Annotated in this window: 24 protein-coding genes and 1 riboswitch; of the genes, 8 read left to right on the top strand and 16 right to left on the bottom strand. The window is 70.4% G+C overall.

Annotated elements, in window-relative coordinates; genetic code table 11:
* The first annotated feature begins 60 nt into the window (after positions 1–60).
* Together ABD371_RS14215 and ABD371_RS14220 are read left to right on the top strand one after the other, a co-directional pair.
* Complete coding sequence (locus tag ABD371_RS14215; RefSeq protein WP_190123144.1) at positions 61–1,029, top strand: diacylglycerol/lipid kinase family protein; 969 nt, start codon at positions 61–63, stop codon at positions 1,027–1,029.
* Positions 1,030–1,345: 316 nt separating this feature from the next.
* Positions 1,346–1,603, top strand: coding sequence for a WhiB family transcriptional regulator (locus ABD371_RS14220; RefSeq protein ID WP_003953983.1), 258 nt, complete (start codon positions 1,346–1,348; stop codon positions 1,601–1,603).
* A 218-nt stretch (positions 1,604–1,821) separates the two neighbouring features.
* On the opposite strand, the gene ABD371_RS14225 is transcribed toward ABD371_RS14220, so the two are convergent.
* Complete coding sequence (locus ABD371_RS14225) at positions 1,822–3,303, bottom strand: sensor histidine kinase (RefSeq protein WP_344477220.1); 1,482 nt, start codon at positions 3,301–3,303, stop codon at positions 1,822–1,824.
* A gap of 344 nt (positions 3,304–3,647) precedes the next feature.
* Entirely contained in the window at positions 3,648–4,262 is a 615-nt protein-coding gene (locus tag ABD371_RS14230) for a TetR/AcrR family transcriptional regulator (RefSeq protein WP_344476659.1), read from the bottom strand.
* A gap of 83 nt (positions 4,263–4,345) precedes the next feature.
* Between ABD371_RS14230 and ABD371_RS14235 the strand changes: the two genes are divergently transcribed.
* The gene (locus ABD371_RS14235) at positions 4,346–5,134 is read left to right on the top strand and encodes an SDR family oxidoreductase (RefSeq protein ID WP_344476661.1); all 789 of its coding nucleotides are present in this window, start codon (positions 4,346–4,348) and stop codon (positions 5,132–5,134) included.
* A gap of 10 nt (positions 5,135–5,144) precedes the next feature.
* Here the strand turns inward: ABD371_RS14235 and ABD371_RS14240 are convergent, their stop codons facing one another.
* From ABD371_RS14240 to ABD371_RS14260, 5 genes are all read right to left on the bottom strand, one after another.
* Positions 5,145–6,215, bottom strand: a complete 1,071-nt coding sequence (locus ABD371_RS14240) for an SIS domain-containing protein (protein WP_344476663.1) — start codon at positions 6,213–6,215, stop codon at positions 5,145–5,147.
* 77 nt (positions 6,216–6,292) lie between these two features.
* Positions 6,293–7,846, bottom strand: a complete 1,554-nt coding sequence (locus ABD371_RS14245; RefSeq protein ID WP_344476666.1) for a glycoside hydrolase family 3 protein — start codon at positions 7,844–7,846, stop codon at positions 6,293–6,295.
* A gap of 9 nt (positions 7,847–7,855) precedes the next feature.
* Positions 7,856–8,647, bottom strand: a complete 792-nt coding sequence (locus ABD371_RS14250) for a carbohydrate ABC transporter permease (RefSeq protein ID WP_381733140.1) — start codon at positions 8,645–8,647, stop codon at positions 7,856–7,858.
* A 122-nt stretch (positions 8,648–8,769) separates the two neighbouring features.
* The gene (locus ABD371_RS14255; RefSeq protein WP_344476671.1) at positions 8,770–9,786 is read right to left on the bottom strand and encodes a carbohydrate ABC transporter permease; all 1,017 of its coding nucleotides are present in this window, start codon (positions 9,784–9,786) and stop codon (positions 8,770–8,772) included.
* 109 nt (positions 9,787–9,895) lie between these two features.
* Complete coding sequence (locus ABD371_RS14260) at positions 9,896–11,203, bottom strand: extracellular solute-binding protein (protein WP_344476673.1); 1,308 nt, start codon at positions 11,201–11,203, stop codon at positions 9,896–9,898.
* Between the two features lie 303 nt (positions 11,204–11,506).
* Here ABD371_RS14260 and ABD371_RS14265 point away from each other — a divergent pair, with 303 nt between their 5' ends.
* The 3 genes from ABD371_RS14265 (at position 11,507) to ABD371_RS14275 (ending at position 16,338) form a co-directional block, all read left to right on the top strand.
* Positions 11,507–12,271, top strand: coding sequence for a GntR family transcriptional regulator (locus tag ABD371_RS14265; protein WP_190123136.1), 765 nt, complete (start codon positions 11,507–11,509; stop codon positions 12,269–12,271).
* Positions 12,272–12,603: 332 nt separating this feature from the next.
* Positions 12,604–12,728: riboswitch (cobalamin riboswitch) on the top strand.
* A 143-nt stretch (positions 12,729–12,871) separates the two neighbouring features.
* Positions 12,872–15,322 carry a ribonucleoside-diphosphate reductase subunit alpha gene (locus tag ABD371_RS14270; RefSeq protein WP_381732986.1) on the top strand — a complete coding sequence of 817 codons (2,451 nt, stop codon included), beginning with the start codon at positions 12,872–12,874 and terminating at the stop codon, positions 15,320–15,322.
* On the top strand, positions 15,322–16,338 hold the full coding sequence (locus ABD371_RS14275) for a ribonucleotide-diphosphate reductase subunit beta (RefSeq protein ID WP_344476676.1): 1,017 nt from the start codon (positions 15,322–15,324) through the stop codon (positions 16,336–16,338). Before ABD371_RS14270 ends, ABD371_RS14275 begins: the two co-directional genes overlap by 1 nt.
* Here ABD371_RS14275 and ABD371_RS14280 read toward each other — a convergent pair.
* Positions 16,293–16,532 (bottom strand): hypothetical protein, encoded by a 240-nt coding sequence (locus ABD371_RS14280; RefSeq protein ID WP_344476678.1) that lies wholly within the window; start codon positions 16,530–16,532, stop codon positions 16,293–16,295. The genes ABD371_RS14275 and ABD371_RS14280 overlap by 46 nt on opposite strands.
* 82 nt (positions 16,533–16,614) lie before the next feature.
* Here ABD371_RS14280 and ABD371_RS14285 point away from each other — a divergent pair, with 82 nt between their 5' ends.
* A complete protein-coding gene (locus tag ABD371_RS14285) occupies positions 16,615–17,628 on the top strand; it encodes a GlxA family transcriptional regulator (protein ID WP_344476680.1) in 1,014 nt (337 codons plus the stop codon).
* A gap of 13 nt (positions 17,629–17,641) precedes the next feature.
* Here ABD371_RS14285 and def read toward each other — a convergent pair whose 3' ends face one another.
* From def to ABD371_RS14325, 8 genes are all read right to left on the bottom strand, one after another.
* Positions 17,642–18,295, bottom strand: coding sequence for a peptide deformylase (def, locus tag ABD371_RS14290; protein WP_190124666.1), 654 nt, complete (start codon positions 18,293–18,295; stop codon positions 17,642–17,644).
* Between the two features lie 79 nt (positions 18,296–18,374).
* On the bottom strand, positions 18,375–19,379 hold the full coding sequence (locus tag ABD371_RS14295) for a tetratricopeptide repeat protein (RefSeq protein WP_190124665.1): 1,005 nt from the start codon (positions 19,377–19,379) through the stop codon (positions 18,375–18,377).
* A gap of 215 nt (positions 19,380–19,594) precedes the next feature.
* Positions 19,595–21,016, bottom strand: a complete 1,422-nt coding sequence (locus tag ABD371_RS14300) for an HD-GYP domain-containing protein (protein WP_344476684.1) — start codon at positions 21,014–21,016, stop codon at positions 19,595–19,597.
* On the bottom strand, positions 21,013–22,410 hold the full coding sequence (locus ABD371_RS14305; protein WP_344476686.1) for an HD-GYP domain-containing protein: 1,398 nt from the start codon (positions 22,408–22,410) through the stop codon (positions 21,013–21,015). The genes ABD371_RS14300 and ABD371_RS14305 overlap by 4 nt, the downstream gene beginning before the upstream one ends.
* 168 nt (positions 22,411–22,578) lie before the next feature.
* Positions 22,579–22,893 (bottom strand): mycothiol system anti-sigma-R factor, encoded by a 315-nt coding sequence (rsrA, locus tag ABD371_RS14310; protein WP_190124663.1) that lies wholly within the window; start codon positions 22,891–22,893, stop codon positions 22,579–22,581.
* Positions 22,890–23,609: a sigma-70 family RNA polymerase sigma factor gene (locus ABD371_RS14315; protein ID WP_190124662.1), complete on the bottom strand. Its 720-nt coding sequence runs from the start codon at positions 23,607–23,609 to the stop codon at positions 22,890–22,892. The genes rsrA and ABD371_RS14315 overlap by 4 nt, the downstream gene beginning before the upstream one ends.
* 257 nt (positions 23,610–23,866) lie before the next feature.
* A complete protein-coding gene (locus ABD371_RS14320) occupies positions 23,867–24,529 on the bottom strand; it encodes an alpha/beta hydrolase family protein (RefSeq protein WP_344476690.1) in 663 nt (220 codons plus the stop codon).
* A 94-nt stretch (positions 24,530–24,623) separates the two neighbouring features.
* Positions 24,624–25,439 (bottom strand): SOS response-associated peptidase, encoded by an 816-nt coding sequence (locus tag ABD371_RS14325; protein ID WP_344476692.1) that lies wholly within the window; start codon positions 25,437–25,439, stop codon positions 24,624–24,626.
* Positions 25,440–25,488: 49 nt separating this feature from the next.
* Between ABD371_RS14325 and ABD371_RS14330 the strand changes: the two genes are divergently transcribed.
* A complete protein-coding gene (locus tag ABD371_RS14330; RefSeq protein WP_344476694.1) occupies positions 25,489–26,214 on the top strand; it encodes a M50 family metallopeptidase in 726 nt (241 codons plus the stop codon).
* Positions 26,215–26,247: the final 33 nt, after the last annotated feature.

The raw sequence follows: 26,247 nt of genomic DNA on the forward strand, positions 1-26,247 counted from the left end.
AGGGTCCGGCCCGGCACCCGGGGCTGGGCCGGGTACCCCCGGGTAGGTACGCTGCAACGCATGCGCGCACTCCTCGTGGTCAACCCGGCAGCAACCACCACCAGTGCACGCACCCGTGATGTGCTGATCCACGCGCTCGCCAGCGAGATGAAGCTGGAGGCCGTCACCACCGAGTACCGGGGCCACGGCCGGGACCTGGCGCGCCGGGCGGCCGAGTCCGGGGAGATCGATCTCGTGGTCGCCCTCGGCGGCGACGGCACGGTCAATGAAGTCGTCAATGGTCTACTCCACAGTGGTCCCGACCCCGAGCGGCTGCCCCGGCTCGCCGTGGTGCCCGGCGGTTCGACCAATGTCTTCGCCCGTGCCCTGGGGCTGCCGAACGACGCCGTGGAGGCCACCGGCGCGATTCTGGACGCGCTGAGCGAGCAGAGCGAGCGGACCGTGGGGCTCGGCCTCGCCTCCGGCACTCCGGGTACCGAGGACGAAGGGGTCCCGTCCCGCTGGTTCACCTTCACCGCCGGGGTCGGCTTCGACGCGAGCGTGATCGGCCGGGTCGAGCAGCAGCGGGAGCGCGGCAAGCGTTCGACGCACGCGCTCTATGTGCGTCAGGTGCTGCGGCAGTTCCTGGAGGACCCGCACCGCAGACACGGGATGATCACACTGGAGCGCCCCGGGCAGGCCCCGGTCACCGATCTGGTGGTCTCCATAGTCGCGAACACCTCGCCGTGGACCTTCCTGGGCAATCGCCCGCTGTACGCCTCGCCGAAGGCCTCCTTCGACACGGGCCTCGACGTGCTCGGGCTCTCCCGGCTCTCGACGCCGGCGGTGGCGCGGTTCGGCACTCAGCTGTTGACGTCCAGCCCCGAACGCGGACCACACGGCAAGCACGCGATTACTCTCCATGACCTCACCGACTTCACCTTGAATTCAAAGGTTCCACTGCCTTTTCAGATGGACGGCGACCACCTGGGACTCCGTACGAGCGTGACGTTCACAGGCGTACGCCGTGCACTGCGTGTGATTGTGTGAGTGGAAGGCTCAAACGGCCTTTATCTCGAACGTACGGACTGGGCTCCACCCCATAGAATGACGGCTGTGACCTAGTCGACACCGAGGAATCAAAAAAAACTTCCCGGAAGGGGTTGTATCCGTCGCCGAGGTTTGCGAGTCTCTTCATGGCGATCGGGACGGCCCGCAGAATCGGCCCGCAGATCACCGGAACCCCTCCCCAAACCCTGGACCACCTCGGCATGATCGATGGTCGGCCCTTCCGTTGCGGGGGGATTCGTGAAAGCGTTCACATTCACAAGCAACTTGCAAGTCATACCAAGGAGAGGTAGCAGCCATGGACTGGCGTCACAACGCCGTTTGCCGCGAGGAAGACCCCGAGCTCTTCTTCCCCATCGGCAACACCGGTCCTGCGCTGCTGCAGATCGAGGAAGCCAAGGCCGTCTGCCGTCGCTGCCCCGTCATGGAGCAGTGCCTGCAGTGGGCGCTCGAGTCCGGCCAGGACTCCGGCGTCTGGGGTGGCCTCAGCGAGGACGAGCGCCGCGCGATGAAGCGCCGTGCCGCTCGCAACCGGGCGCGTAACGCCAGCGCCTGAGAGAGCCACCGCAGCGAGCCTTGAGCATCCGGCGGCGCGTACAGCGAGTACGCACTCACCGCCCACGAGCCGCAGCGCGCAGCAGTAACCAAACAGCATTCGAGCCCCGGACCGTATTCCAGGTCCGGGGCTCGCTGCTGTACGCGGACCGCCGCATCCGGACTCATCGGCGTATCGCCGTGAATACGCTGTGAAACAGTGCTCAATCCGCTCCGGAATTACTTCTGGGCAGGTACCGGGATATCGAGTACGACCCGGGTGCCGCGATCCGGTCCGGAAACCGGGAGCATGTCGAACGTTCCGCCCAACTCCCCTTCCACCAGGGTCCGTACGATCTGCAGACCGAGATTTCCGGCGCGCTGGGCGTCAAAGCCCTCGGGCAGTCCCCGGCCGTCGTCCTGGACCGTGATCAGCAGCCGGCTGACGCGTTCGTCGCCGCGCCACTCGCTCCGTACCGCCGACACCTCGACCGAGCCGCGCTCCCCCGACGGGAAGGCGTGCTCCAGGGCGTTCTGGAGGACCTCGGTGAGCACCATGGAGAGCGGGGTGGCGACCTCGGCGTCGAGGATGCCGAAACGGCCGGTGCGACGGCACTCGACCTTGCCGGGCGAGATCTCGGCGACCATCGCGATGACCCGGTCGGCGATCTCGTCGAACTCGACCCGCTCGTCCAGGTTCTGCGAGAGGGTCTCGTGCACGATGGCGATCGAGCCGACCCGGCGCACGGCCTCGTTGAGGGCCTCCCGGCCGCTCGCCGAGTCCATCCGGCGGGACTGGAGCCGCAGCAGCGCGGCGACCGTCTGGAGGTTGTTCTTCACCCGGTGGTGGATCTCCCGGATGGTGGCGTCCTTGGTGATCAACTCTCGCTCGCGGCGGCGCAGTTCGGTGACGTCGCGCAGCAGCACCAGGGAGCCGATCCGTACGCCCTTGGGCTTGAGCGGAATGGCGCGCAGCTGGATCACCCCGCCGTTGCCCTCGACCTCGGCCTCGCGCGGCGCGTAGCCGCTGGCGAGTTTGACCATGGCCTCGTCCACCGGGCCCCGGGCGGGCGCGAGTTCGGCGGTCACCTGTCCGAGGTGGTGGCCGACGAGGTCGGAGGCGAGGCCGAGCCGGTGGTAGGCGGAGAGCGCGTTGGGACTGGCGTACTGGACGATGCCGTCGGCGTCGAGCCTGATCAGCCCGTCCCCGACGCGCGGGGCGGCGTCCATGTCGACCTGCTGGCCGGGGAAGGGGAAGGAGCCGGCGGCGATCATCTGCGCCAGGTCGGAGGCGGACTGGAGATAGGTCAGCTCCAGCCGCGACGGGGTCCGCACGGTCAGCAGATTGGTGTTGCGGGCGATGACACCGAGGACCCGGCCCTCCCGGCGCACCGGGATCGACTCGACCCGTACCGGGACCTCCTCGCGCCACTCCGGATCGCCCTCGCGCACGATACGGCCCTCGTCGAGGGCGGCGTCGAGCAGCGGGCGCCGGCCGCGCGGGACGAGATGGCCGACCATGTCGTCCTGGTAGGAGGTGGGGCCGGTGTTGGGCCGCATCTGCGCGACGGAGACATAGCGGGTCCCGTCGTGGGTGGGGACCCACAGGACGAGATCGGCGAAGGACAGGTCGGAGAGCAGCTGCCACTCCGAGACCAGCAGATGGAGCCACTCCAGGTCGGAATCACTGAGAGCGGTGTGCTGGCGTACGAGGTCGTTCATGGAGGGCACGTGTGCGAGCGTACCCGTGGCCCGCTCCGACGGCGTCGGGCGGCCGGGCGGACTGGGGCGAAGGCGGAGTGGAGACGGGGTGAACGGGGGGCGCGCCGGGGGCCGGAGGGATCGGCGGGCCCAAGCAATCCCCGCCGATCCATGGACATCCGCGAATGGTCTAGTCCACAATGAATGGGCAAGCGAAACTTCCGCTCTCCCCGCACAGGAGAGTGGAACGAGGCCCCTGCGCTCTCTGCCCTGACTGCGCTTGGACCTCTCCACGGCCGCGCGGGCCCGCACACTCGCCGGCCGGAGCACTCCGGGCTGCGGTGCCGGACGGGTTGAGGGTCCCGTCAGGCGCCGCGGCCCGCGGGTCTGTCCGGCCACGCCCGCATCGCCACCTCCACCACCCCGCCCAGCTCACCGGCCGTCGCCCCGTCCCTGGCCTGCTGGGACATCCCCTGAAGCACCGCCCCGGCATACCGGGCCAACGCCCGTGCGTCCGTGCCCGGCGGCAGCTCCCCGGCCGCGACATCCGCGCCGATCCGGCTCTCGAACGCGGCCAGATTGGCCTCGCGGCGCTCCCGCAGGGCGTCCCGTACATCGGCGGCCGTGCAGTTGGCCGCCGCGCTGATCATCAGACAGCCCCTGGGGTGCTCCGGATCCGTGTACTCCACGGCCGCCTCGCCAAGCAGCCGCCCGATGGCGGCCCGTGCCGTGCGCTCTTCGGCCAGCGCCCGGCGGCCGAAGTCACCGTAACGGCCCGCATAGCTCTCCACCACCTCGGCGAACAGCACCTTCTTGTCGCCGAAGGCCGCGTAGAGACTGGGTGCGCCGATGCCCATCACCCGGGTGAGGTCGGCGATGGACGTCGCCTCGTAGCCGTGCTCCCAGAACGCCATCGTGGCCTCGTGGAGGGCCTTCTCACGGTCGAAGGAGCGGGGCCGGCCGCGCTGTCTTGTCGCCATGGCCTCATTCTATAGCGGTCACTAGATAATCTGATACGGTCCTTTCTGTAGCGACCACTAGATAAAAAAAGGGGGGCGCGGCCATGGGCGCGCTTGGAGCGACAGAACAGCGGTCCGGGAAGCTCGCGGGGCGTACGGCGCTGGTCACTGGCGGCGGCCGGGGCATCGGGCGGGGCGTGTCGGAGCGGCTGGCGCGTGACGGGGCCCGGGTCGCCGTGCACTACGGCGGCGACGAGGAGGCGGCGCGGAAGACGGTGGCGGCGATCGAGGCGGCCGGCGGCTCGGCCTTCCCGCTCCGGCAGGAGCTGGGCGGGCGGGGCGACGCGGCGGCGCTGTGGGCGGAGTTCGACCGGCTGACGGACGGAGCGGGGCTCGACGTTCTGGTCAACAACGCGGGGATTGGGACGGCCGCGCCGTTCGCCGAGATCTCGGAGCAGGAGTACGAGCGGCTCTTCGCGGTCAATACGAAAGCGCCGTTCTTCCTGGCCCGAGAGGGTCTGTCCAGGCTGCGGGACGGCGGCAGGATCATCAATGTGTCCTCCGGGCTCTCCCGTGCGGCGGTGATGCCGGAGCTGATCGCGTACGCCATGACCAAGGGCGCGCTGGATGTCTTCACCCGGGATCTGTCCAAGGCGCTGGGCCCGCGCGGCATCACCGTCAACTCGGTGGCCCCGGGCATCATCGACACGGACGGGACCTCGGCCATGCTGCGCGCGAGCGACGAGGCGTGGGCGGTCGCGGCGGCCCACTCCGCGCTCGGCCGGGTGGGGGAACCGGGGGAGGTCGCGGACGTGGTGTCGTTCCTCGCGTCCGACGACTCACGGTGGATCACCGGGGCCTGGATCGATGTGACCGGTGGTTCACTGCCGTAGGGCGGGAGGATCAGCGGGTCTCGGTCACCTTGGCGAGTGCTCTGGGGGCGTCGGGGTCCTGGCCGCGGGCGATGGTGACCTCGTAGGCGAGGAGCTGGAGGGGGAGGATCTCCAGGACGGGCTGGAGCTCCTCGGGTACGCCCTGGGTGGGCAGGGTGAAGCCCGCGGAGGCGGCATCGACCTGGCGGGAGGGGCCGATCACCACGAGGTCGGCCCCCCGGCCGCGGAGGCGGTCGAGGACGGGCTGGAGTGCTTCGCCGCCCTTGCCGTCGGTGACGACGGCGATGACCGGTGAGATGTTGTCGACCATCGCCAGCGGGCCGTGGAGCAGATCGGCGCCGGAGTAGGACAGGGCCGGGATGTAGCTCGTCTCCATGAGCTTCAGCGCGGCCTCCTTCGCCGTGGGGTAGCCGTAGCCCCGGGAAGTGATGACCATGCGCTCGGCGAAGCGGTAGCGCGAGGCGAGGCGGCGCACCTCGTCCTGGCGGTCGAGGATCCGCTCCGCCAGCTCCGGCAGGGCCCGGGCGGCCGAGCCGTCCGCGCCGCGCAGTCCCTCGGTGAAGAGATAGAGGGCCAGCAGGGAGGCGGTGTAGGTCTTGGTCGCCGGGAGGGCCTTCTCGGGGCCGGCGAGGATGTCGATGTGGAACTCGGAGACCGCCGCCAGCGGGGAGTCCGGGTTGTTGGTGACCGCGAGGGTGATCGCCCCCGCCGCGCGGGCGGCCCGGGTGGAGTCGACCAGGTCGGGCGAGCCGCCGGACTGGCTGACGGTGATGACGAGGACGTCCCGCAGATCGGGCCGGGCCCCGTAGGCCGTCGTGGTGGACATGGAGGTCAGCCCGCAGGGCAGCCCCAGCCGGATCTCCAGCAGATATTTCGCGTACAGGGCCGCGTTGTCGGAGGTGCCGCGCGCCGTCAGCAGCACGAACCGGGGCCGGCGCGCCGCGATCAGCGCGGCCGTCTCATGGATCTGCGGCGCACCCCTGTCCAGGATGCGCCGCAGTACCTCGGGCTGCTCCGCCATCTCGCCGGACATGATCCGGCCGGGGTGCTCGCTCTGGTCGGCCGGGTGAGTGGCGTCCATGCTGGCCTCCGGGCTTTCCGTGCGCCGGGGGCGGGGCGGCGAGCCGCGCCCGCCCCGGCGCGTACGGTCCGCTTCGGTCAGGCCCCGGCACCCTGGCCGGTGATGACCTCCGCGGCGGCCCGCCCGCAGACGCGAGCGGCACCGTGGGTCGCGATGTGGAGCGCGCCCTTGGGCGTCGCGCGGTTCACGCCCATCTCGACGACGACCGTGTCGGGCCGGGCGTCGATCAGCGCGTCCAGCGCCGCCGCCATCCAGGCGTGGCGGTGGACATCACGTACCACTGCCACGATCCTACGGTCTGCCGCCTTGGCCAGCACCTCGCTCACCAGGGCCGACGCATCGGCCTCCGGCTCGCCGTAGGTGTCGGCCACGGTGCCCGGGAGCAGCTTCGCCAGCTCCGGCGCGACACCCCAGGGGGTCTCGTCGCCGACGGCGATATTGGCCACCGGGGCGAACGAGGCGACATAGGGCGTGCCGGTGACGGGCTCGTAGGGCAGTTCGCCCGCCGTGACCCGGATCGCGCGGCGCGCGGCGATCAGTCCGATGTCGGAGCGGACGGTGCCGGGCGCGCTCCCCTCCTGCTGTGCCGCGCCCGGCTCCGCCGCGGCCGTCCTGGCCCGCCGGGTCCACTCGGCGAGGGAGCGCACGCGCGCCGCCGCCTCGGCCAGTCGCTCCTCGGGCAGGTCTCCGTTGCGCACCGCGTTGACCAGGGCGTCCCGCAGGGACAGCACGGTGCCCTCGTCGGCGAGCCCGCCGCCGACGCAGATCGCGTCGATGCCGGCCGCGATGGCGAGGACGGAGCCCCGCTCGATGCCGTACGTCGAGGCGATGGCCTGCATCTCGATGCCGTCGGTGATGATCAGACCGTCGAAGCCCAGCTCCTCGCGGAGCAGCCCGTTGAGGATCTGCGGGCTCAGCGTGGCGGGACGGTCGGCGTCGAGAGCGGGCAGCAGGATGTGCGCGCTCATCACCGCCTTGGGGCCGGCCGCGATCGCCTCGCGGAACGGCAGCAGATCACGGGCGTGCAGGGTGTCGAGGCCCGCGTCGATCCGGGGCAGCGCGTGGTGCGAGTCCACGTTGGTGTCGCCGTGCCCGGGGAAGTGCTTGATGCACGCCGCGACGCCGGCGGCCTGCATGCCCTCGACGTACGCGATGGTGTGCCGGCCGACCAGCCGGGCGTCGGCGCCGAAGGACCGTACACCGATGACCGGGTTGTCCGGATTGGCGTTGACATCGGCGGACGGCGCCCAGTTGAGGTCGACGCCGCAGGCGGCGAGCCTGCGGCCGAGCTCCTGGGCGACCTCACGGGTGAGGCCGGTGTCGTCCACCGTGCCGAGCGCGTAGTTGCCGGGGAAGGAGGAGCCGTCGCGCACCTCCAGGCGGGTGACGTCACCTCCCTCCTCGTCGATGGCGACCAGGACGTCGTCCCGCTCCGCGCGCAGCTGTGCGTTGAGGGCGGTGAGCTGCTCGGGGGTGACGATGTTGCGGCCGAACAGTCCGACCGCGGCGAGACCCTCGCCGATCTGGCGCAGCAGCCAGTCCGGCGCGGTGGTGCCGACGAAGCCGGGCTGGAGGACGGTCAGCGCGTCGCGGGTGAGGGTGTCCGAGGACCCTCGTACAACGGTGGTCATGGAGGGTCCTTATCCCTTCACTGCGCCGGAGGTGAGGCCCGTGGCCATCTTCTTCTGGATGATCATGAAGAAGATGACGACCGGGATCGCGATCATCGTCGACGCCGCCATCAGCGCGCCGTAGTCGACACCGCGGGCGGTGGTGAAGTTCGTCAGCCAGACGTTCAGCGTGAACTTGTCGTTGTCCTGGAGGACGATGTACGCGAGCAGGTACTCGTTCCACGCGTTGATCAGCGAGTAGATCGAGGCGGCGGCGAGGCCGGGGGCGAGCAGCGGGAAGATGATCCGCCAGAAGGCGCCCATCTGCGTGCACCCGTCCACCATCGCGGACTCTTCCAGCTCCTTCGGGATGTTGATCACAAAGCCGCGGATCATCCAGGTCGCGAAGGGGAGCGTCGAGACCAGGTAGATGACGATGACGCCCCAGTACTCGTTCAGCGCGCCGAAGTCGTTGAGCTGGAGGTAGATGGGGATCAGCATCGCGGTGGGCGGCAGCAGCTGCACCAGGATCAGCACGATCATGAAGGCCCGGCGGCCGAAGAAACGGAAGCGGCCGATCGCGTACGCGGCGACGGTGGCCATGAGCATCGCGCCGACGACGGCGGTGAAGCTGACGATCAGGCTGGACTTGATCGCGGTGCCGAAGTTCTCGTAGTCGATGGCACGGGCGAAGTTGTCGAACGTGAACGACGACGGCCAGAGCGTCTGGTCGTAGCTGCGGATCTCCTTGTTGGGCCGCAGGGCGCTGACGAGGAGCCAGTACACCGGGAAGATCATGACCACGAAGGCCAGGACACCGATGCCGTTGTAGACGAAACGGCTCTTCTTCTTACGGTCCTTCGCGGGCTGGTTCTTCTTGCCCGCGGGTACGGACTTCACAGTGTTCACGGGCGTATCGGTCTTCGGCGCGGAGGCGGTGGCGCTCAATCGACCTCTCCGATCTTGAGCAGCTGGCGCAGGTAGTACACGGCGACACCGGACAGCAGAAGCACGGTGATCAGGGAGATGGCCGCGCCCTGGCTGAAGGAATTGGACTCGAATGCCTTGTTGAAGGCGTAGAGGCCGATGACTTCGTATTCGGGCTCGGGCTTGCTTCCGCGCATCAGCCAGACCTGGCCGAGCACATTGAAGTCCCAGATCACCGAAAGCGTGGCGACCATCTGGAAGACCGGCTTGATGACCGGGAAGGTCACATAGCGGAAGTTGCCGAACGCGTTGACGCCGTCGATCGCGGCGGCCTCTTCCAGTTCCTTGGGAACCTGGGTGAGAGCCGCGTACAGCGTGATCGCGACAAAGGGAATGGCTCCCCAGACGACGACCGCGCCGATGATGAGGAAGCCCTGCTTGTAATCGAGCCACCAGTTGTGGCCCTGGAAGTCGAGTCCCAGGTACTTCGTCAGGACCATGTTCAGGACGCCGTAGTCGGAGTCCGAGAGCCAGCGGAAGATCGAGGCCTGAACCATCAGCGGAATGGACCACGCGGCGATCAGCGCGCCGGTGATCATAAGCCGTGCCCAGTCCGACATGCGCTGCATCATGAGCGCGATGGCGAGGCCGATGACCAGGGTGGCGACCACGCAGACGGCCATGAAGACAATGGTCAGAACGACCGAGTCCCAGAAGGCCGAATCCCCGAGGATTTTCGTGAATTGCTCGAAGCCGACCCAGGGGGCCGGCTCGCCGGTCCACAGCTCAGTGCGGCCCACGTCCTGGAAGGACATGATTGTCGTCTTGATCAGCGGCCAGACGAACACCGCGAGGATCGCCACGACAGTCGGGGCGATCAGGAAGTAGGGCAGCAGCGCCCCCTTGCTTCTCCGACGTCCGCCTCCCCCCGATGTCTTGGGTTCGTGGACTTCCGCTGGCCGCTTGGCGGTCGCGGTGTCGGAGGCTTGGGGGTCCGGTCCCCCGGGGGTCTTGAGCATGTCGGCGGCACTCATCGTGCGTGGCCTTCCGTTCGGACTGTTCACCTGAAGGCGGGGGTGACGGGTCCGCGCGGTGCGCGGACCCGTCACCCCCGGGGAGATCAGAGGGGCTGGACCGCTGGGGTCAGGCCTTCTCGTTGATCAGGGCGTTGATCTCCTCGTCGGCCTTCTTCGTGGCATCGGCGACAGAGGTCCCACGGATGATCTGAAGCAGCATCTGCTCCAGGATCTCCTTCTTCTCGATCGCGGCCCAGCCGGGGGCGATCGGGGTGAACCAGGCGCTCTCGACCGCGTTGGCGCCCGGGGCGGTCTCGGCCTTGCTCTTCAGCGGCTCAAGCTGCTTGGTGTTGTTCGGCAGCGTGTTCTTGGCGGTGAGCGCTTCCTGGTTCTTCTCGTTGGTGTACATCGAGATCCACTCTTCGCCCAGGTCCTGCTGCTTGGACTTGGAGATGACACCCAGGTCGGAGCCGCCGATGAAGGTCGGGAGCGGCTTGCCCTCGGGGCCGGGCATGACGACGGGGTGGATCTTGCCCTTGAGCTCGCCGTTTCCGTTGCCCTCGGAGTCGGTGACGCTGCCGGCCTCCCACGCGTTGCCGTAGAGGACAGCCGTCTTCTCGTTGGCCATCACATTGGCGTGGTCCTGCTCGTCCTTGGTCTTGTCGGCCTTGTTGTACTTCTTGACCAGGTCGACGAAGTGCTGGATGCCCTTCTGGGCCTCCGGCGTGGAGAGCTGGCTCTCCCACTTCTTGCTGCCCTCGTCGTACTTGGCGATCTGGCCGCCGTACGCCGAGACGTAGGACATGGCCGCGTACCAGTAACGACCCGGCAGGTAGAGCGCGGAGAACGCCTTGTCGTCCTTGCCGTACTTCGCCTGGACCTTGTCGAGGGCCTTGATGAGGTCGGCCTCGGTCGCGGGCAGCTTGTCGGAGCCCGTGCTCTCCTTGAACATCTCGGAGTTGTAGATGCCGACACGGGCACCCGCGTAGTAGGGCACACAGAAAAGCTTGCCCTCGTAGGTGCAGGTGTCCTTCAGACCCTTGATCCAGGTGTCCGAGTTGGCGTACTTGCTCTCGTCCTTCACTTCGCCGAGGGCGCCGTTCAGGATGTACGTCATGGTCTCGGTGTTGCCGAGCTCCACCACGTCCGGGAACTTGTCACCGGAGAGGGCGGCGTCGAGCTTCTTGGTCTTGTCGGCCCAGAGCTGGTACTGAACCTTGACGTCGACCTTCGGGTACTTCTTCTTGAACTCGTCGTTCGCGGCCTTGACGACCTCGGGCCAGGTGGACTGGGCGTCATTCATCAGCCACACGGTGAGAGTTCCCGTACGGTCCTTCGGGTCCGCGTTCTTCTGGTCCTTGGCGTCCGAGCCACAGGCCGCCACCGAAACCATCATTGCCGCCACACCGACCGCAGCTATGAGCTTGCGCTTCACGCCACCCTCCTCAAGGGATGCAGATTTCCCCCCACCACCCGGGAGTCGCACAACACGCAGAGAGCAGCGCTTTTCGGTCTGCCCGTGGGGCTGGGACCTGGTCTTTAATGGTTTAGACCAGTACCCGGAGCTTGGCCTAGACCTTTAGGGGTGTCAAGGGTGTATAAGAAGGGCAGTCGCGTCCGTTATAGGACCGACACCTGAGGGAGGGCGACGACCCGTGACCGGACCGTGCCACCATGTGAGCCGCTACAGACGGAGGAGCCGGTGACGGCAGCAATGCAGGAGTCGGGAAGGCGGGCAATGACCACGGACGGGGTGGGTACGGAGACCGAGGGCGGGCCTCAGACTCGTACCGCGCGTGTCCCAAAGTACTACCGGCTCAAGCGCCACCTTCTGGACATGACAGAGACTATGCCGCCCGGGACTCCCGTGCCCCCGGAACGCACACTCGCGGCCGAATTCGACACCTCGCGCACGACCGTTCGCCAGGCGCTCCAGGAGCTGGTGGTCGAGGGCCGACTGGAGCGTATCCAGGGCAAAGGCACGTTCGTGGCCAAGCCGAAGGTCTCCCAGGCCCTCCAACTGACCTCCTACACGGAGGACATGAGAGCCCAGGGACTGGAACCCACTTCTCAGCTGCTGGACATCGGCTATGTCACGGCCGACGACAGTCTGGCCGGACTGCTGGACATCTCGGCGGGCGGCCGGGTGTTGCGCATCGAGCGGCTCCGGCTGGCGAGCGGCGAGCCGATGGCGATCGAGACGACCCATCTCTCGGCGAAGCGTTTCCCGGCGCTGCGCCGGAGCCTGGTGAAGTACACCTCTCTCTACACGGCGCTCGCCGAGGTGTACGGGGTCCATCTCGCCGAGGCCGAGGAGACCATCGAGACCTCACTCGCGACACCGCGTGAAGCGGGGCTGCTGGGGACCGATGTGGGCCTGCCGATGCTGATGCTTTCACGCCATTCTCTGGACGGCGGGGGCGAGCCCGTGGAGTGGGTCCGCTCGGTCTACCGGGGCGACCGCTACAAGTTCGTCGCCCGTCTGAAGCGCCCCGCGCACTGACCGGCCGAAGGCGCGGGCCGGCCCATCCCACCGGTGGGCCGGCCCGCGCCTTCGTCGTGTCCGGAGCGCGGCCGGCGAGCCGGGACCCGGCGACGGGCCCAAGCGCCCCCGGATCTCTCCCGGGCCCCCTCCGGCCCCCTCCGAAGCACCTCCCGATCCGCTCCCGAACCGCCTCCCGAAGCGGCCCCAGGGCCCCGGCAGGGCTCGGGAAAGGCCCCGCGAAGCCCTCGGGGCGACCCCGCGAACCCTTCGGAGGAGTGACCTTCCGTAGGGCCTCCGACACCCCCGCGACACAACATCTGGTGGGTGCCACCACCCCCCGCCCCCACATGTATGCTCGTCTCGCTGTCGCCGCAGAGGAATCCGGTGTGAATCCGGAACTGTCCCGCAACGGTGTGCTGTGGTGCGCTTTGTCGTACCCGCGAGTCCGGGCGTCTGCCGACAGCGCACCCGGCTCGACCGACCCGGGTGCCGAGACGTCCGGGCCTCGCGGTTGGGTCGGCGGACGCCGTGCGGAGTGCTGCCCCGAAACGGGTACGCGCGCCCCGCGGCGTGCCTCCCTCCCGCCGGCCCGTGAGCCGAGCGAGTGGAGAGCACCACGTGACCATCGCGCCAGCCGATCCGGCTTCAGGCACCTCCGCGAACGCCTTCGGGCAGAGCGCCGAGAAGGTGTCGGAACAGCTTCCCGGACGGGTGCCCGCACCCGTCTCCGGGAAGCCCGGGGACGGACCGGGGACCGCTCTGCTGCGGACCCTGACCGACCTCACCGCCGATCTGCCGGACACCGACCCGGGCAAGGTCGCCGCAGCCGCGCTGCGCGGCCGCAACGCCGAGTCGGACGCGGCCGAGCTGCGCGGGCTCGCCACCGACGCCGCCGCGGGCCTCATCTCCGAGGACCCGGCCTACTCGCGGCTCGCCGCCCGGCTGCTCACCCGCACCATCGCGGACGAGGCCGCCTCCCAGGGCTCGGTCGCCTTCTCCGCGTCGGTCGCCGTCGGCCACGCCGAGGGTCTGATCGCCGACCGCACCGCCGATTTCGTCACGCTCCACGCCGCCGCCCTGGACGAGCTGATCGACCAGAGCGCCGACGACCGCTTCGGCTACTTCGGTCTGCGCACCCTCTACAGCCGCTATCTGCTGCGCCACCCGATCACCCGCCAGGTGATCGAGACCCCGCAGCACTTCATGCTCCGGGTCGCCTGCGGCCTCGCCGAGGACGACTCCACCCGCGCGCTGGACGAGGTCGCGGCGCTCTACCGGCTGATGAGCCGGCTGGACTATCTGCCCTCCTCCCCCACGCTCTTCAACTCCGGCACCCGCCACCCGCAGATGTCCTCCTGCTATCTGCTGGACTCCCCGCAGGACGAGCTGGACTCCATCTACGACCGCTACCACCAGGTCGCCCGGCTCTCCAAGCACGCCGGCGGCATCGGTCTCTCGTACTCCCGCGTCCGCGCCCGCGGCTCGCTGATCCGCGGCACCAACGGCCACTCCAACGGCATCGTGCCGTTCCTGAAGACCCTCGACGCCTCGGTCGCCGCGGTGAACCAGGGCGGCCGGCGCAAGGGCGCCGCCGCCGTCTACCTGGAGACCTGGCACGCGGACATCGAGGAGTTCCTGGAGCTGCGCGACAACACCGGCGAGGACGCCCGGCGCACCCACAACCTCAACCTCGCGCACTGGATCCCCGACGAGTTCATGCGCCGGGTGCAGGCCGACACCGAGTGGTCGCTCTTCTCCCCGGCCGACGTGCCCGAGCTGGTCGACCTGTGGGGCGACGAGTTCGACGCCGCCTACCGCCGGGCCGAGGCGGCGGGCCTGGCCCGCAAGACGATGCCCGCGCGTGAGCTGTACGGCCGGATGATGCGTACCCTCGCCCAGACCGGCAACGGCTGGATGACCTTCAAGGACGCCTCCAACCGGACCGCCAACCAGACCGCCGAGCCCGGCCACACCGTCCACTCCTCGAATCTCTGCACCGAGATCCTGGAGGTCACCGACGACGGCGAGACCGCGGTCTGCAACCTGGGCTCGGTCAACCTCGGCGCCTTCGTCGTCGGCGACGGCATCGACTGGGAGCGGCTGGACGAGACCGTCCGCACCGCGGTCACCTTCCTCGACCGCGTGGTCGACATCAACTTCTACCCGACCGAGCAGGCCGGCCGCTCCAACAACCGGTGGCGTCCGGTGGGCCTGGGCGCGATGGGCCTCCAGGACGTCTTCTTCCAGCTGAAGCTGCCCTTCGACTCCCCCGCCGCCCGCGCGCTGTCCACCCGGATCGCCGAGCGGATCATGCTCGTCGCCTACGAGGCCTCCGCCGACCTCGCCGAGCGCAACGGCCCGCTCCCCGCCTGGGAGAAGACCCGCACCGCGCGCGGCGTGCTGCACCCGGACCACTACGGCGTCGAGCTGAACTGGCCGGAGCGCTGGGCCGCGCTGCGCGAGCGCATCGCCACCACCGGGATGCGCAACTCGCTGCTCCTCGCCATCGCCCCGACGGCTACCATCGCCTCCATCGCGGGCGTGTACGAGTGCATCGAGCCGCAGGTCTCCAACCTCTTCAAGCGCGAGACCCTCTCCGGCGAGTTCCTCCAGGTCAACTCCTACCTGGTGGCCGAGTTGAAGAAGCTCGGCGTCTGGGACGCCCAGACCCGTGAGGCGCTGCGCGACTCCAGCGGCTCGATCCAGGACTTCACCTGGGTCCCGGCCGACGTCCGCGAGCTGTACCGCACGGCGTGGGAGATCCCGCAGCGCGGTCTGATCGACATGGCCGCGGCCCGCACCCCCTTCCTGGACCAGTCGCAGTCGCTGAACCTGTTCCTGGAGACGCCGACCATCGGCAAGCTCAGCTCGATGTACGCGTACGCCTGGAAGCAGGGGCTGAAGACGACGTACTACCTGCGCTCCCGCCCGGCCACCCGGATCGCCCGCGCCGCGTCCGCCGCCGCCGCTCCGGCCGCCGCCCCCGTCCCCGTACCCGTGCAGGCCGCCGACGACGACGCGCTCGCCTGCTCCCTGGAAAACCCCGAGTCCTGCGAGGCCTGCCAGTAATGTCCGCCACCCCCCAGAAGAACCTGCTCGACCCGGGCTTCGAACTGACCCTGCGTCCGATGCGCTACCCCGACTTCTACGAGCGCTACCGGGACGCGATCAAGAACACCTGGACGGTGGAGGAGGTCGACCTCCACTCCGACGTCGCCGACCTCGCCAAGATGACCCCCGCCGAGCAGCATCTGATCGGCCGGCTCGTGGCCTTCTTCGCCACCGGTGACTCGATCGTCGCCAACAACCTGGTGCTGACGCTCTACAAGCACATCAACTCCCCGGAGGCGCGTCTCTATCTGAGCCGCCAGCTCTTCGAGGAGGCCGTGCACGTCCAGTTCTATCTGACGCTGCTGGACACCTATCTGCCCGACCCCGAGGACCGTACGGCGGCCTTCGCGGCGGTGGAGAACATCCCGTCGATCCGCGAGAAGGCGCAGTTCTGCTTCAAGTGGATGGACTCGGTCGAGAAGATCGACCAGCTGGAGAGCAAGGCCGACCGCCGGCGCTTCCTGCTGAACCTGATCTGCTTCGCGGCCTGCATCGAGGGGCTGTTCTTCTACGGCGCGTTCGCCTATGTGTACTGGTTCCGCTCGCGCGGCCTGCTGCACGGCCTGGCCACCGGCACCAACTGGGTCTTCCGTGACGAGACCATGCACATGAACTTCGCCTTCGAGGTCGTGGACACGGTCCGCAAGGAGGAGCCGGACCTCTTCGACGACGCCCTCCAGCAGCAGGTCACCGACATGCTGAAGGAGGCCGTCGAGGCCGAGCTGCAGTTCGGTCAGGACCTGTGCGGCGACGGCCTCCCGGGCATGAACACCGAGTCGATGCGCGAGTACCTCCAGTGCGTCGCCGACCAGCGGCTGACCCGGCTGGGCTTCGCCCCGGTGTACGGCTCGGAGAACCCGTTCTCCTTCATGGAGCTCCAGGGCGTCCAGGAGCTGACGAACTTCTTCGAGCGCCGCCCCTCCGCCTATCAGGTCGCGGTCGAGGGCTCCGTCGACCTGGGCGAGGACTTCTGAGTCCGGACCGGCGCTGACGCCTCAGCACCCCGCGCGGGGCCGCGGACCGTGGACCGGTCCGCGGCCCCGCCGCGTTCCCGGACCGCTCCGAGCTGCCGGTCGATCCTCCGTTCGCGGACATGTCCGAACAGCGAGGGAAGGAGGACCAGGGCGATCAGAACGAGGACGGCGAGCAGGCCGAGAAGTGTTTCCATGCCGTCAACTGTCTTACCCGGCCGGGTGATTCATCAGTGGCAGCACTGTCATGGAACGTCGAATTGCTGCCACACTTCCCCCATGCTGAGAAACGTCGCCGCGGTCCTCCTCGAAGGCGTCCACCCTTTCGAACTGGGGGTGCTCTGCGAGGTCTTCGGCCATGACCGCAGCGCGGACGGGCTGCCGCTCTACGACTTCGCGGTGGTCTCGGCCGCCGGTCCCGCGCTGGCGACCGACGCCGGATTCGGCATCACCACGCCCCACGGCCTCGAACGGCTGGAGGAGGCGGACCTGGTCGCCGTGCCCACCGGGGACGCCTACCCCACCCGGGAGTTCCCCGGCGAGCTGCTCGAAGCGCTGCGCCGCGCCGTGGACCGGGGCGCGAGAGTGCTGGGCGTGTGCAGCGGGGCCTTCGTCCTGGGCGCGGCGGGACTGCTCGACGGCCGCCGCTGCACCACCCACTGGCGGCATGCCCGGGCCCTGGCCGAGCGGTGTCCGCGGGCCGTCGTCGACCCCGATGTGCTGTACGTGGACGAGGGGCCGGTCATCACCTCCGCCGGCACCGCCGCCGCGATCGACGCCTGTATGCATCTGCTCCGCCAGGAGCACGGCCCCGAGGTCGCCAACCACATCGCCCGCCGGATGGTGGTGCCGCCGCACCGCGACGGCGGCCAGGCGCAGTACATCGAACGGCCGCTGCCGCGCGCCCGGTACGACACCGTGGGCGCCGTGCTGGCCTGGATGGAACGGCATCTGGACCGGGAGACGACGGTCGAGCAGCTGGCCGCGCGGGCGCACATGTCGCCGCGCACCTTCGCCCGCCGCTTCCACCAGGAGACGGGGACCACCCCGTACCGCTGGCTGCTGCGGCAGCGGGTGCTGCTCGCGCAGGAACTGCTGGAGTCCACGGACGAGACGGTCGAGGCGATCGCGGCCCGCTCCGGATTCGGCAACGCGGCGGCGCTGCGCCACCACTTCCTCCGTACGCTCGGGACGACGCCGAACATCTACCGCAGAACCTTCCGGGGCCCGGTCCGCCTGGCGGTCCCGCTGGAGACGGGTCAGGGCCCGCTCACCGGTGTGAGCAGGCCCTGACCAGCGGTGCGGGTCAGTCGTTGGGGACGACCGGGTAGCGCGGGGTGCCCTCCGCCATCTGCTTCAGCGCGTCCTTGCGGTCGCGCTTGGAGAGGCGGTCGATGTAGAGGTACCCGTAGAGATGGTCGGTCTCGTGCTGGAGGCAGCGCGCGAAGTAGCCGTTGCCCCGGATCTTGACCGGGTTGCCGAACCTGTCCTGGCCGCGCACCACCGCGTAGTCGGGGCGGGCCAGCTCCGCGTAGGCGGTCGGCACGGAGAGGCAGCCCTCGTTGGAGTCGTCGAGCACCCGCAGCTCGGACGGCAGCTCCTCCAGGACCGGGTTGCAGATGTACCCGGTGTGCCGGTTTCCGTCGTCGTCCGGGCAGTCGTAGACGAAGACCTTGAGGTCGACGCCGATCTGGTTGGCGGCCAGGCCCACGCCCTCGGCGGTGCGCTGACTGGCGAACATGTCGTCGATCAGCGACGCGAGCGCGTCGTCGAACTCGGTGACGTCCGCGCACTCCTTGTGGAGCACGGGATTGCCGACGACCGTGATCGGGCGCGAGGTGCCGCGCTCCCGGTGGGCGAGCTCACGTGCCTCGCAGTCCTCCGTGTCCACGACGTATCCCTCGTCGTCCACGACGGGACCCTCGTTGACCTGCTGGTCCGTCTCCTGCTGCGACGCCATGTCAGCCGTACGCCTTCCTCGGTCCCTCGCGGCCCGCCCCGTGGGGGGCCACTGTGTCCGTACAGCCTAAGGGCAGGGGTCAGCAGACTTCCTCAAGATCTCGCCACTCGCGGCTGTCGGGGCTGTCCGCGACCCAGCCGTCCAGGAGTCCGCGCACCAGACCGGCGGGGGCCGCGATGCCGCATTCGCGCTCGGGCGACCACAGCTCCCCGGCGGTGCGGTGGCCGAGCGGTCCCGGGTGGCCCGGTTCGCTGTGGTCGTGGGGGTCGAGGTGCTCGCCCTCGCCCTCGGCGCTCGGCATCCGGCTCTCGGAGCAGGAGCGGCAGAGCAGCCGGACGGAGGAGGACCAGTCCTCGGCGGCGTATCCCGCGTCGGAGGCCAGCTGCTCCAGGGCGTCCCGGTCGGCCTCGGTGTCGGCCTCCAGCAGCACCACCCAGGTGGGGACGGGTGAGGGGGCCCACAGCTCGATCTCGTCGAAGACGGGGTAGGACGGGCCGGCGGCGGTGGTCCGCTCCCCGTTGGGCACGCCGTCGTGGAGGACGACCTCGCCCCAGCGGCGGCCGGAGGACGGCAGCGGGATCGACAGCACCTCCATCCGGGCCGGATCCAGTCTGCGGCCCCAGACCACCTCGGCCTCGCCCTCGGGCGAGAGCCGCACGGCGGCGCTGCCGAGGTCCATGGCGAGCGGCTCGCCGCCGGGCCCGGCCCCCACCCCGCCGGTGCGGGTGGGCACCCCGGGCACCTTGAGCCCGTAGGCCTGCCAGGCGCGGCGGGCCAGCGGCCAGTCCTGGAGGGCGGTCGCGGCGATGCCGACGTTCCACCAGTCGGGGGCGCCCGCCTCCTTGTCCAGCAGGGCCACGGCGCGCAGCCCGGCGGCCCGCGCCTGCTCCCAGTCGTGCCGGAATTTGTGCAGGAGCGCCAGATTGAACCAGGACTCGGAGAGCCAGGGCTCAAGGTCGGCCGCCCGTGTCAGCAGCGCGCCGGCGTCCTCGTACCGGCCGTCGCCGATCAGCGTGAACGCGCGGTCGGTGGCCTGCCGCCACGAGGCTGAGGGCCGATGCCGTACCTTCCCGAAGATCCTCACGATTCCCGCCTGCCGGTCGTTCGGGTCACCGCCCCGGACGCTGTTGGTGTGATTCCCGATGCTGCTTCGTGTGTCTGCTTGACGCTGGTTGTCTCTCCTCTTTCGCATCCAACCATGCCCGGCAAAGGGGTGGCTCATTACCCATGGGTTACCCCTTCGGCCCCGGGGTCAGACCCCCGGGGCTCACCGGCCGGAAAAAGGGCCGTATCCACAGGTCAGGCGGGGTGTGCCCCGGTGGCGGGGGCGGCGGGCCCGGTCTCGTCGCCCAAGGTCTCGCGGGCCCGGTCCCGGGCGGCGGGGTCCGGTTCGCGGGGAACCGGGGCGGCGGGGGCGGCCGGGGCGGTGCTGCGGCCCAGCACCTTCGCCAGGGCCTCGATCACCTCGGGGTGGTAGTCCTGGCCGGTGCCGAGCCGCAGCCGCTCCAGCGCGCGGGGGGTGTGCGCGGGGTCTCCCCCGGTCAGGTCGTCGTACGCGTTGACGGCCCGGACGATCCGGGCGGGCAGCGGCTGGTCCCGGTAGGGGTCGGCCTGCCGCTCGACCACGACGGCGACCTCGGCGGGCACCCCCGTCTGCCGGACGACGGCCCCGCCGAGCAGGGCGATCCGGCGCTGCCGGTCGGCCGGGAGCGGCGCGGTCGCGCCGCCGGGCACGGGGTCCACCAGGGAGAGCTGGCCGATGTCGTGCATCAGCGCCGCGTACTCCAGCACGGTCAGCCGGTTTCCGGTCAGCCCCATCTCCCGGCCGACGGCGCAGCTCAGCTCGGCGACCCTGCGGGCGTGGCCGGGCGGGGTGTAACCGGCGATCTCGGTCGAGCGGGCGAGGGAGGCGATGGTCTGCCGGTAGGTGGTCCGGATCGCCTCGTACCGCCGGAAGGAGAGCTGGGCGAGGAGGAGGGGGGCGCAGAAGACGGGCAGCGCCCACAGTCCGGCGACGGCGACGGCGAGCGCGATGACGGCCCCGGTGGCGCAGACGGCGGAGCCGATGCCGGGCAGCGCCCGCAGCTCCTCGCGGAGCAGCGGGCCGTAGGGGAATCCGCTGCGGACGCGCAGCATCAGCGCGGCGAGCACCGCGTCGCAGAGTGCGGTGAGCGCCATCAGGACCATGAGGAAGAGGGCGTACGGGGCGCCCTTGCCCCACTCCTGGAGCGCGCCGGAGTTGTAGAGCGGCTGGAAGCAGACGGCGGCGAAGGCGACGCTCAGCACCCGGCGTACGACGTGGTCGAGCGCGGTCCGCTGGCCCCTGGCCAGCTGGGGGACGGCTCCGGCGAGGGTGCCGGCGAAGACGACGGCGACGACCTGGAGGACGCCGTGGGTGGTGGGACGGCCGCCGCACTCGCCGAGGAGGGCGTAGGCGAGGGCTCCGGCGGCCCCGAGGGGGGCGGGTTCGCGTTCGCGGGGCGCGGCGCCCCAGCGGACGGTCTCGCCGATGGCGACGAGGGCGCCGAAGGCGAGGGCGTAGGCGGGTTCGTGGAGGCCGTGCCAGAGGGTGACGGAGAGCGCGGCGCAGACGAGGAGGGCGGCGGCGGTCTGGACGAGGGCGAGGACGGCGACGCTGAGGGCGCTGTCGGGCCGGGCGGCGGTGCGGGGGCCGGGGACGCTTCCCCGGAGCGGCGGGTACGGTTCGTCGCCCTCTCTCACGCCGGGCCGCCCGGGGTGCGGTCGGCGACGCGGACGGGCTGGGGCGGGATGCCCCGGACGTCGGACGGACTCGCGGCGGCGGACGGCTCGCCGGAGGCGATCTCGGTGCAGTTGGCCTCGGTGGAGGTGACCTCGGTCTCCCAGCCGTGCCGGTCCAGGGCTTTGACCAGCGCCTCGACCATGCGGGGGTCGAAGTGCGCGCCCGCGCACCGCTCCAGTTCGGCGAGGGCGACGGGGACCGGGCGGGCCCGTGAGTAGGAGCGGGTGGAGGTCATGGCGTCGAAGGCGTCCGCGACGGCGACCACCCGGGCGAATTCCGGGATCCGCTCGCCGGCCAGCCCGCAGGGGTAGCCGGTGCCGTCCATGCGTTCGTGGTGGTGCAGGATCGCGCCCCTCGCCTCGCCGAGGAAGCCGATGCCCCGGACGATCTCATGGCCGTACTCGGGGTGGAGCTGGATCACCCGTCGCTCCTCGGGGGTGAGCGGGCCGTCCTTGCGGAGGATCCGGGTGGGCACTCCGAGCTTGCCCACGTCGTGGAGGATGCCTGCGAACCGAATGATTTCGATTCGTTCCTCGTCCATGTCCAGTTCGCGGGCGATGAGCACCGAAGCGCGGCCCACTCTCTCGCTGTGGCCCCGGGTGTAGCGGTCCTTGAGGTCGACCGCCTGGACGAGGGCGCGGATGGTGGCCTGGTGGGCGGTGCGTTCGCGGTGGTACTGCGCGAAGAGCCAGCAGGAGATGTACATGGGCAGCAGGACCAGGAGCGCGGAGACCGGCCCGTAGGGGCTGGTCCACAGCACCGCCATCATCAGCCCCGCCAGTCCGTGGACGAGGTGCGGCACCAGGGAGTGGAGCACCAGACCGCGCCAGGCGACGCCCGCCGGCTGCCGTTCGGCGGTGGCGAGGATGCCCGCTTCGAGGAGGGTCAGCACCAGGCAGAAGACGACGGCCGCGGCGGCGGCGGGCGCGAGGGCGCGCGGGAAGTCGGGTTCGCCGAGGGTGCGCCCGCCGCCGAGCAGGGTGTGGGTGCTGGCCGCGCTCCAGGTGGCGAGGGCGAGCTGGGCGGCGCGCCAGATCCTGCGCGGCGCGGCGGGTCCGCGCTCGACCCTTCCGAGGAGTGAGCCGGGGACGGCGACGAGCATGGCGGCGGCGGCCGGGAGCAGGAAGGCGGCGGTGAGCAGGACCGGGAAGAAGGAGGCCGCGCTGATCGGGAGCGCCTTGCGCAGATGGCGGCAGCGCGGGGGCAGCTCACATCCCGCGTAGAGCGCGGCGAGCAGCGCCACGGCGCTCCAGCCGACGGTGGTCCGCTGCCCGAACAAGGGCAGCAGGCATGCCGCTGCGCAGAGCACGGCACCGAGAATGTACGCGCGTGCCGTCGCCGGTACGGACCTCACTGTCCCGCCCCCTTCGCGTCTGGCGCGTCACGGTAGCGAGTTGAGGAGGGGGGTGCGGGTGCGGCGACGGTTTGTTCGCACAGACGAGTGACAGCGGTGCGTACGAAGAGGGCGCGCCGCGGGATTCACGGCGCGCCCTCTTCGTACACCTGGGTCATGCGGGTACGGTCACTCGGCCCGGGGGGCCTGTGCGCGGGCGATGCTGATGTCCTCGGTGGGCACCGTCTCGCCGGAGCGGATCAGATCGATCCGGCCCATGACCTTGGCTCTCAGGTCGGTGGGGACGTCGTCGTGTCCGCAGCACCGCTTGACCAGCTTCTTCACGGCCTGCTCCAGCCCGTACTTCTCCAGGCAGGGGGAGCATTCCCCGAAGTGCACCTCGAATTTGGTGCAGTCGCTGTCGGGCATCTCACGGTCGAGGAACTCATAGAGGTGGTCGAGCACCTCCGAGCAGTCCGTCTCGTGCGGCTCTTCGCAGCTCATGAGCCCGAGCCTTTCGCTTCGTTCGACTCCCCCGCACCGGCCGGGACGAGCCCGCGCTCACGGGCGTAGTCCTCCAGCATGCCGCGCAGCTGGCGACGGCCCCGGTGCAGGCGGGACATCACCGTCCCGATGGGTGTACCCATGATGTCCGCGATCTCCTTGTACGCAAAGCCCTCTACGTCAGCGAGATAGACGGCGATACGGAACTCTTCCGGGATGGCCTGGAGCGCGGACTTCACATCGGAGTCCGGCAGGTGGTCGAGGGCCTGGGACTCGGCCGAGCGCAGTCCGGTGGACATGTGCGACTCGGCGCGGGCGAGCTGCCAGTCCTCGATCTCCTCGGCGGCGCTGCGCTGAGGTTCCCGCTGCTTCTTGCGGTAGGAGTTGATGAAGGTGTTGGTGAGGATGCGGTAGAGCCACGCCTTGAGGTTGGTGCCCTCGCGGAACTGGTGGAAGGAGCCGTACGCCTTGGCGTAGGTCTCCTGCACGAGGTCCTCGGCGTCGGCGGGGTTGCGCGTCATGCGGAGCGCGGCCGAGTACATCTGGTCGAGGAAGCCGAGGGCGTCCCGCTCGAAGCGGGCATTGCGCTCGGCGGTCGTCTCGGCGGCGGCGCGCGCGGGCTGCGCGGCACTGTCCGCCGGGGCTTCCGGCTGTCCCTGTCCCGGTGCCGCCCGGCCGTCGTCGGCCCCTGCGTCGGTCCCAGTGACCGGACCCACCTCCTCCAACGCTGTGACGGGCCCAAGTGCGGACCCGCTCGAATCGGAGAATAGTCGACCTTCGCCCGACGGCTCTTGCCGACCGGTGCCGCCCTGGGCCAGGACCGGGGCGGTCTTGGCCGCCGTGAGCACGGTCCACTCCAGGTCAGCGGGGTGCGTGCGGCGGGGGCAGACGGTCGGACCCATGCTTGGGACTCCCTACTCCATGCTCTGTTGCCTACGTCCTGACATCCGCTGCAACAGAGCCGGGCGGCTGGTCATTCCCGCAGGGGCAGGGCCCATCCGCGGACCGCCTCTGTGATGGTTTTCACGGTCCGCTCCTCGGTGACGGGGGCGCGCTTGGGGACGGCGAAGCCGTGGTCGGCGAAGGGGACTTCCACCAGGCCGTACGTCCCTTCGGGGAACTCGGCGGGCTTGCCGAAGGGGTCGCTCGTGCCCTGGACGACGAGGGTGGGCAGGTCCGTGCCGAGCAGTTCGGCGGCGCGGGAGCTGCCTGGCCGGCCGGGCGGGTGGAGGGGGAAGGAGAGCGCGAGCACGGCGGCGGCCCCCAGCTCGCGGCCGGTGCGGCAGGCGACCCGGGCCCCGGCGCTGCGGCCTCCGGCGACGACGGGGACGCCGGGGCGCTCCAGCGCCGGCCACAGCGCGCGCCAGGCGGTGTCGAGGGTCCCGGGGGCGGGGGCGACCTTCTTTCCGGCGACCCGCCAGGGCTGCTCCACCAGGGCGACGGCGATCCCGTCGGCGGGCAGCGCCTCGGCGAGTGCGCGCAGATCGCGGGCCTCGATTCCGCCGCCCGCGCCGTGGCCGAGCGCGAGGACGAGCCGCGCGCCGCCGGGGGCCGGGTGCCAGGTGATGCGCGCGGGGCCCGCGGGGGTGTCGACGACCTCGGGGGGTTCGGGGTTCACGGGACTCACGGGGTTCATCCTGCCGGGCGGGGGTGCGGGGGCCGGTGCGCGGTGACGGGGCCGTACGGGTGAGGCCGGGGCCGCGGGGGGGCGTCCGGGGGGCCGTCGGGGATCAGAAGAGGGTGGCCTCCTCCGGCCCCTCCCACTCCGTCAGCAGCTCCGGCCCGTTGTTGCGGACATTACTGACCGCCGTGCCCACCGCGTACGCCCTCATCAGCCCCTCGGGCGGCGGCTCCAGCAGCGCCCTGAGCGACGCCGGGTCCGTGTGCCCGGGGTCGAGCCAGGCGTCCCAGCGGTCCGGCGTCAGCATCAGCGGCATCCGGGGGTGGATGTCGGCGAGCGAGCGCGGGCCTTCGGCGGGGGCCACTCCGAGCGGTGCCCGCTCCGCCTCGGCGGTGAGGATCGCGCACGTCACCCACCAGGCCGAGGGATGGTCGTCGGGCAGCGTCCGGTCGCGCCAGAACTCGTACAGCCCCGCCATCGCGAAGACCGACCCGTCGGCCGGGGTCACGAAGTACGGCTGTTTACGGGCGCGCTTGCGCCGGCCCCGCTCCTCCAGCTCGCGCTCCGTCTCGCCGGTGACCCACTCGTAGTAGCCGTCGGCGGGGAGCACACAGCGCCGGGAGGCGAAGGCCCGCCGGAAGGAGGGCTTCTCGTGCACGGTCTCGGACCGGGCGTTGATCATCCGGGCCGCGCCCTCGGGGGAGTTCGCCCAGGACGGTACGAGCCCCCATTTCAGGGTTCTCAGCTGGCGAACCGGACGAGGGTCTTCCGCGTCTTTCAAGGGGCGTTCGAGAATCGCGTGGACCCCTTTGGTGGGGGCCACGTTCCAGTCGGGGGCCAGCGTCTCGGCCGGCTCCCACTTCTGGACCCCGAAGATCCCCACCAGATCCTCGGGCCGACGGCTCACCGCATACCTGCCACACATGACTGCCAGACTGCCATCCCGTCCCGCCGCAGAAGGAGCCGCCCCAGAAATGGAAAGCACCTATTCCGCTTCCGCCGCGAGCGGCCTCTGGGACCGTGTGCTCGGCACCCAGCCCGCCCCCGAGGCCTGGCTCGTCATCGCCACCGGTGTGCTCGCCCTCGCGATCACCGTGCCCCGGCCGCTCTGGCGGCTCTCCCGCAACGCCGTCACCATCGCCCACGAGGGCGGCCACGGGCTGCTCGCCCTGCTCACCGGCCGCAGCCTGCAAGGCATACGGCTGCACTCCGACACCAGCGGGCTGACCGTCAGCCGGGGCAGACCGACCGGCCCGGGGATGGTGCTCACCGCCGCCGCCGGCTACCCCGCGCCCTCCCTGCTCGGCCTCGGCGGGGCCGCCCTGCTCGGCTCCGGCCATGTCACCCTGCTGCTGTGGCTGGCCACCGCCCTGCTCCTGGGGATGCTGGTGATGATCCGCAACGCGTACGGAGCGCTCACGGTGATCCTCACCGGCGCGGCCTTCCTGCTGGTCTCCTGGCTCGCGGAGCCCGAGGTACAGGCCGCCTTCGCCTACACCGCCGTCTGGTTCCTGCTGCTCGGGGGCGTACGGCCGGTCTTCGAGCTCCAGAGCAAGCGCCGGCACGGCGGAGCGCCCGACTCGGACGCCGACCAGCTCTCCCGGCTCACCCATGTGCCGCCCGCCATGTGGCTCTTTCTCTTCCACGCGGTGTCGATCTGCGCGCTGATCGGCGGCGGACGCTGGCTCCTGGACCGCTGACGGCAGCGGTCCCCGGCAGGTGCGGGGGCGGGG

Source organism: Streptomyces amakusaensis, assembly GCF_039532665.1.
GTDB classification, from domain to species: Bacteria; Actinomycetota; Actinomycetes; order Streptomycetales; family Streptomycetaceae; genus Streptomyces; species Streptomyces amakusaensis.

Excerpts from the sequence above, each read along its gene's own strand:
- ABD371_RS14285 (WP_344476680.1), top strand. The coding sequence starts at position 16,615 with ATGCTGAGAAACGTCGCCGCGGTCCTCCTCGAAGGCGTCCACCCTTTC.
- ABD371_RS14235 (WP_344476661.1), top strand. The coding sequence starts at position 4,346 with ATGGGCGCGCTTGGAGCGACAGAACAGCGGTCCGGGAAGCTCGCGGGG.
- ABD371_RS14325 (WP_344476692.1), bottom strand. The coding sequence starts at position 25,439 with ATGTGTGGCAGGTATGCGGTGAGCCGTCGGCCCGAGGATCTGGTGGGG.
- ABD371_RS14320 (WP_344476690.1), bottom strand. The coding sequence starts at position 24,529 with ATGAACCCCGTGAGTCCCGTGAACCCCGAACCCCCCGAGGTCGTCGAC.
- ABD371_RS14215 (WP_190123144.1), top strand. The coding sequence starts at position 61 with ATGCGCGCACTCCTCGTGGTCAACCCGGCAGCAACCACCACCAGTGCA.
- ABD371_RS14255 (WP_344476671.1), bottom strand. The coding sequence starts at position 9,786 with ATGAGTGCCGCCGACATGCTCAAGACCCCCGGGGGACCGGACCCCCAA.
- rsrA (WP_190124663.1), bottom strand. The coding sequence starts at position 22,893 with ATGAGCTGCGAAGAGCCGCACGAGACGGACTGCTCGGAGGTGCTCGAC.
- ABD371_RS14330 (WP_344476694.1), top strand. The coding sequence starts at position 25,489 with ATGGAAAGCACCTATTCCGCTTCCGCCGCGAGCGGCCTCTGGGACCGT.
- def (WP_190124666.1), bottom strand. The coding sequence starts at position 18,295 with ATGGCGTCGCAGCAGGAGACGGACCAGCAGGTCAACGAGGGTCCCGTC.
- ABD371_RS14225 (WP_344477220.1), bottom strand. The coding sequence starts at position 3,303 with ATGAACGACCTCGTACGCCAGCACACCGCTCTCAGTGATTCCGACCTG.
- ABD371_RS14240 (WP_344476663.1), bottom strand. The coding sequence starts at position 6,215 with ATGGACGCCACTCACCCGGCCGACCAGAGCGAGCACCCCGGCCGGATC.
- ABD371_RS14220 (WP_003953983.1), top strand. The coding sequence starts at position 1,346 with ATGGACTGGCGTCACAACGCCGTTTGCCGCGAGGAAGACCCCGAGCTC.
- ABD371_RS14275 (WP_344476676.1), top strand. The coding sequence starts at position 15,322 with ATGTCCGCCACCCCCCAGAAGAACCTGCTCGACCCGGGCTTCGAACTG.
- ABD371_RS14245 (WP_344476666.1), bottom strand. The coding sequence starts at position 7,846 with ATGACCACCGTTGTACGAGGGTCCTCGGACACCCTCACCCGCGACGCG.
- ABD371_RS14230 (WP_344476659.1), bottom strand. The coding sequence starts at position 4,262 with ATGGCGACAAGACAGCGCGGCCGGCCCCGCTCCTTCGACCGTGAGAAG.
- ABD371_RS14265 (WP_190123136.1), top strand. The coding sequence starts at position 11,507 with ATGACCACGGACGGGGTGGGTACGGAGACCGAGGGCGGGCCTCAGACT.
- ABD371_RS14280 (WP_344476678.1), bottom strand. The coding sequence starts at position 16,532 with ATGGAAACACTTCTCGGCCTGCTCGCCGTCCTCGTTCTGATCGCCCTG.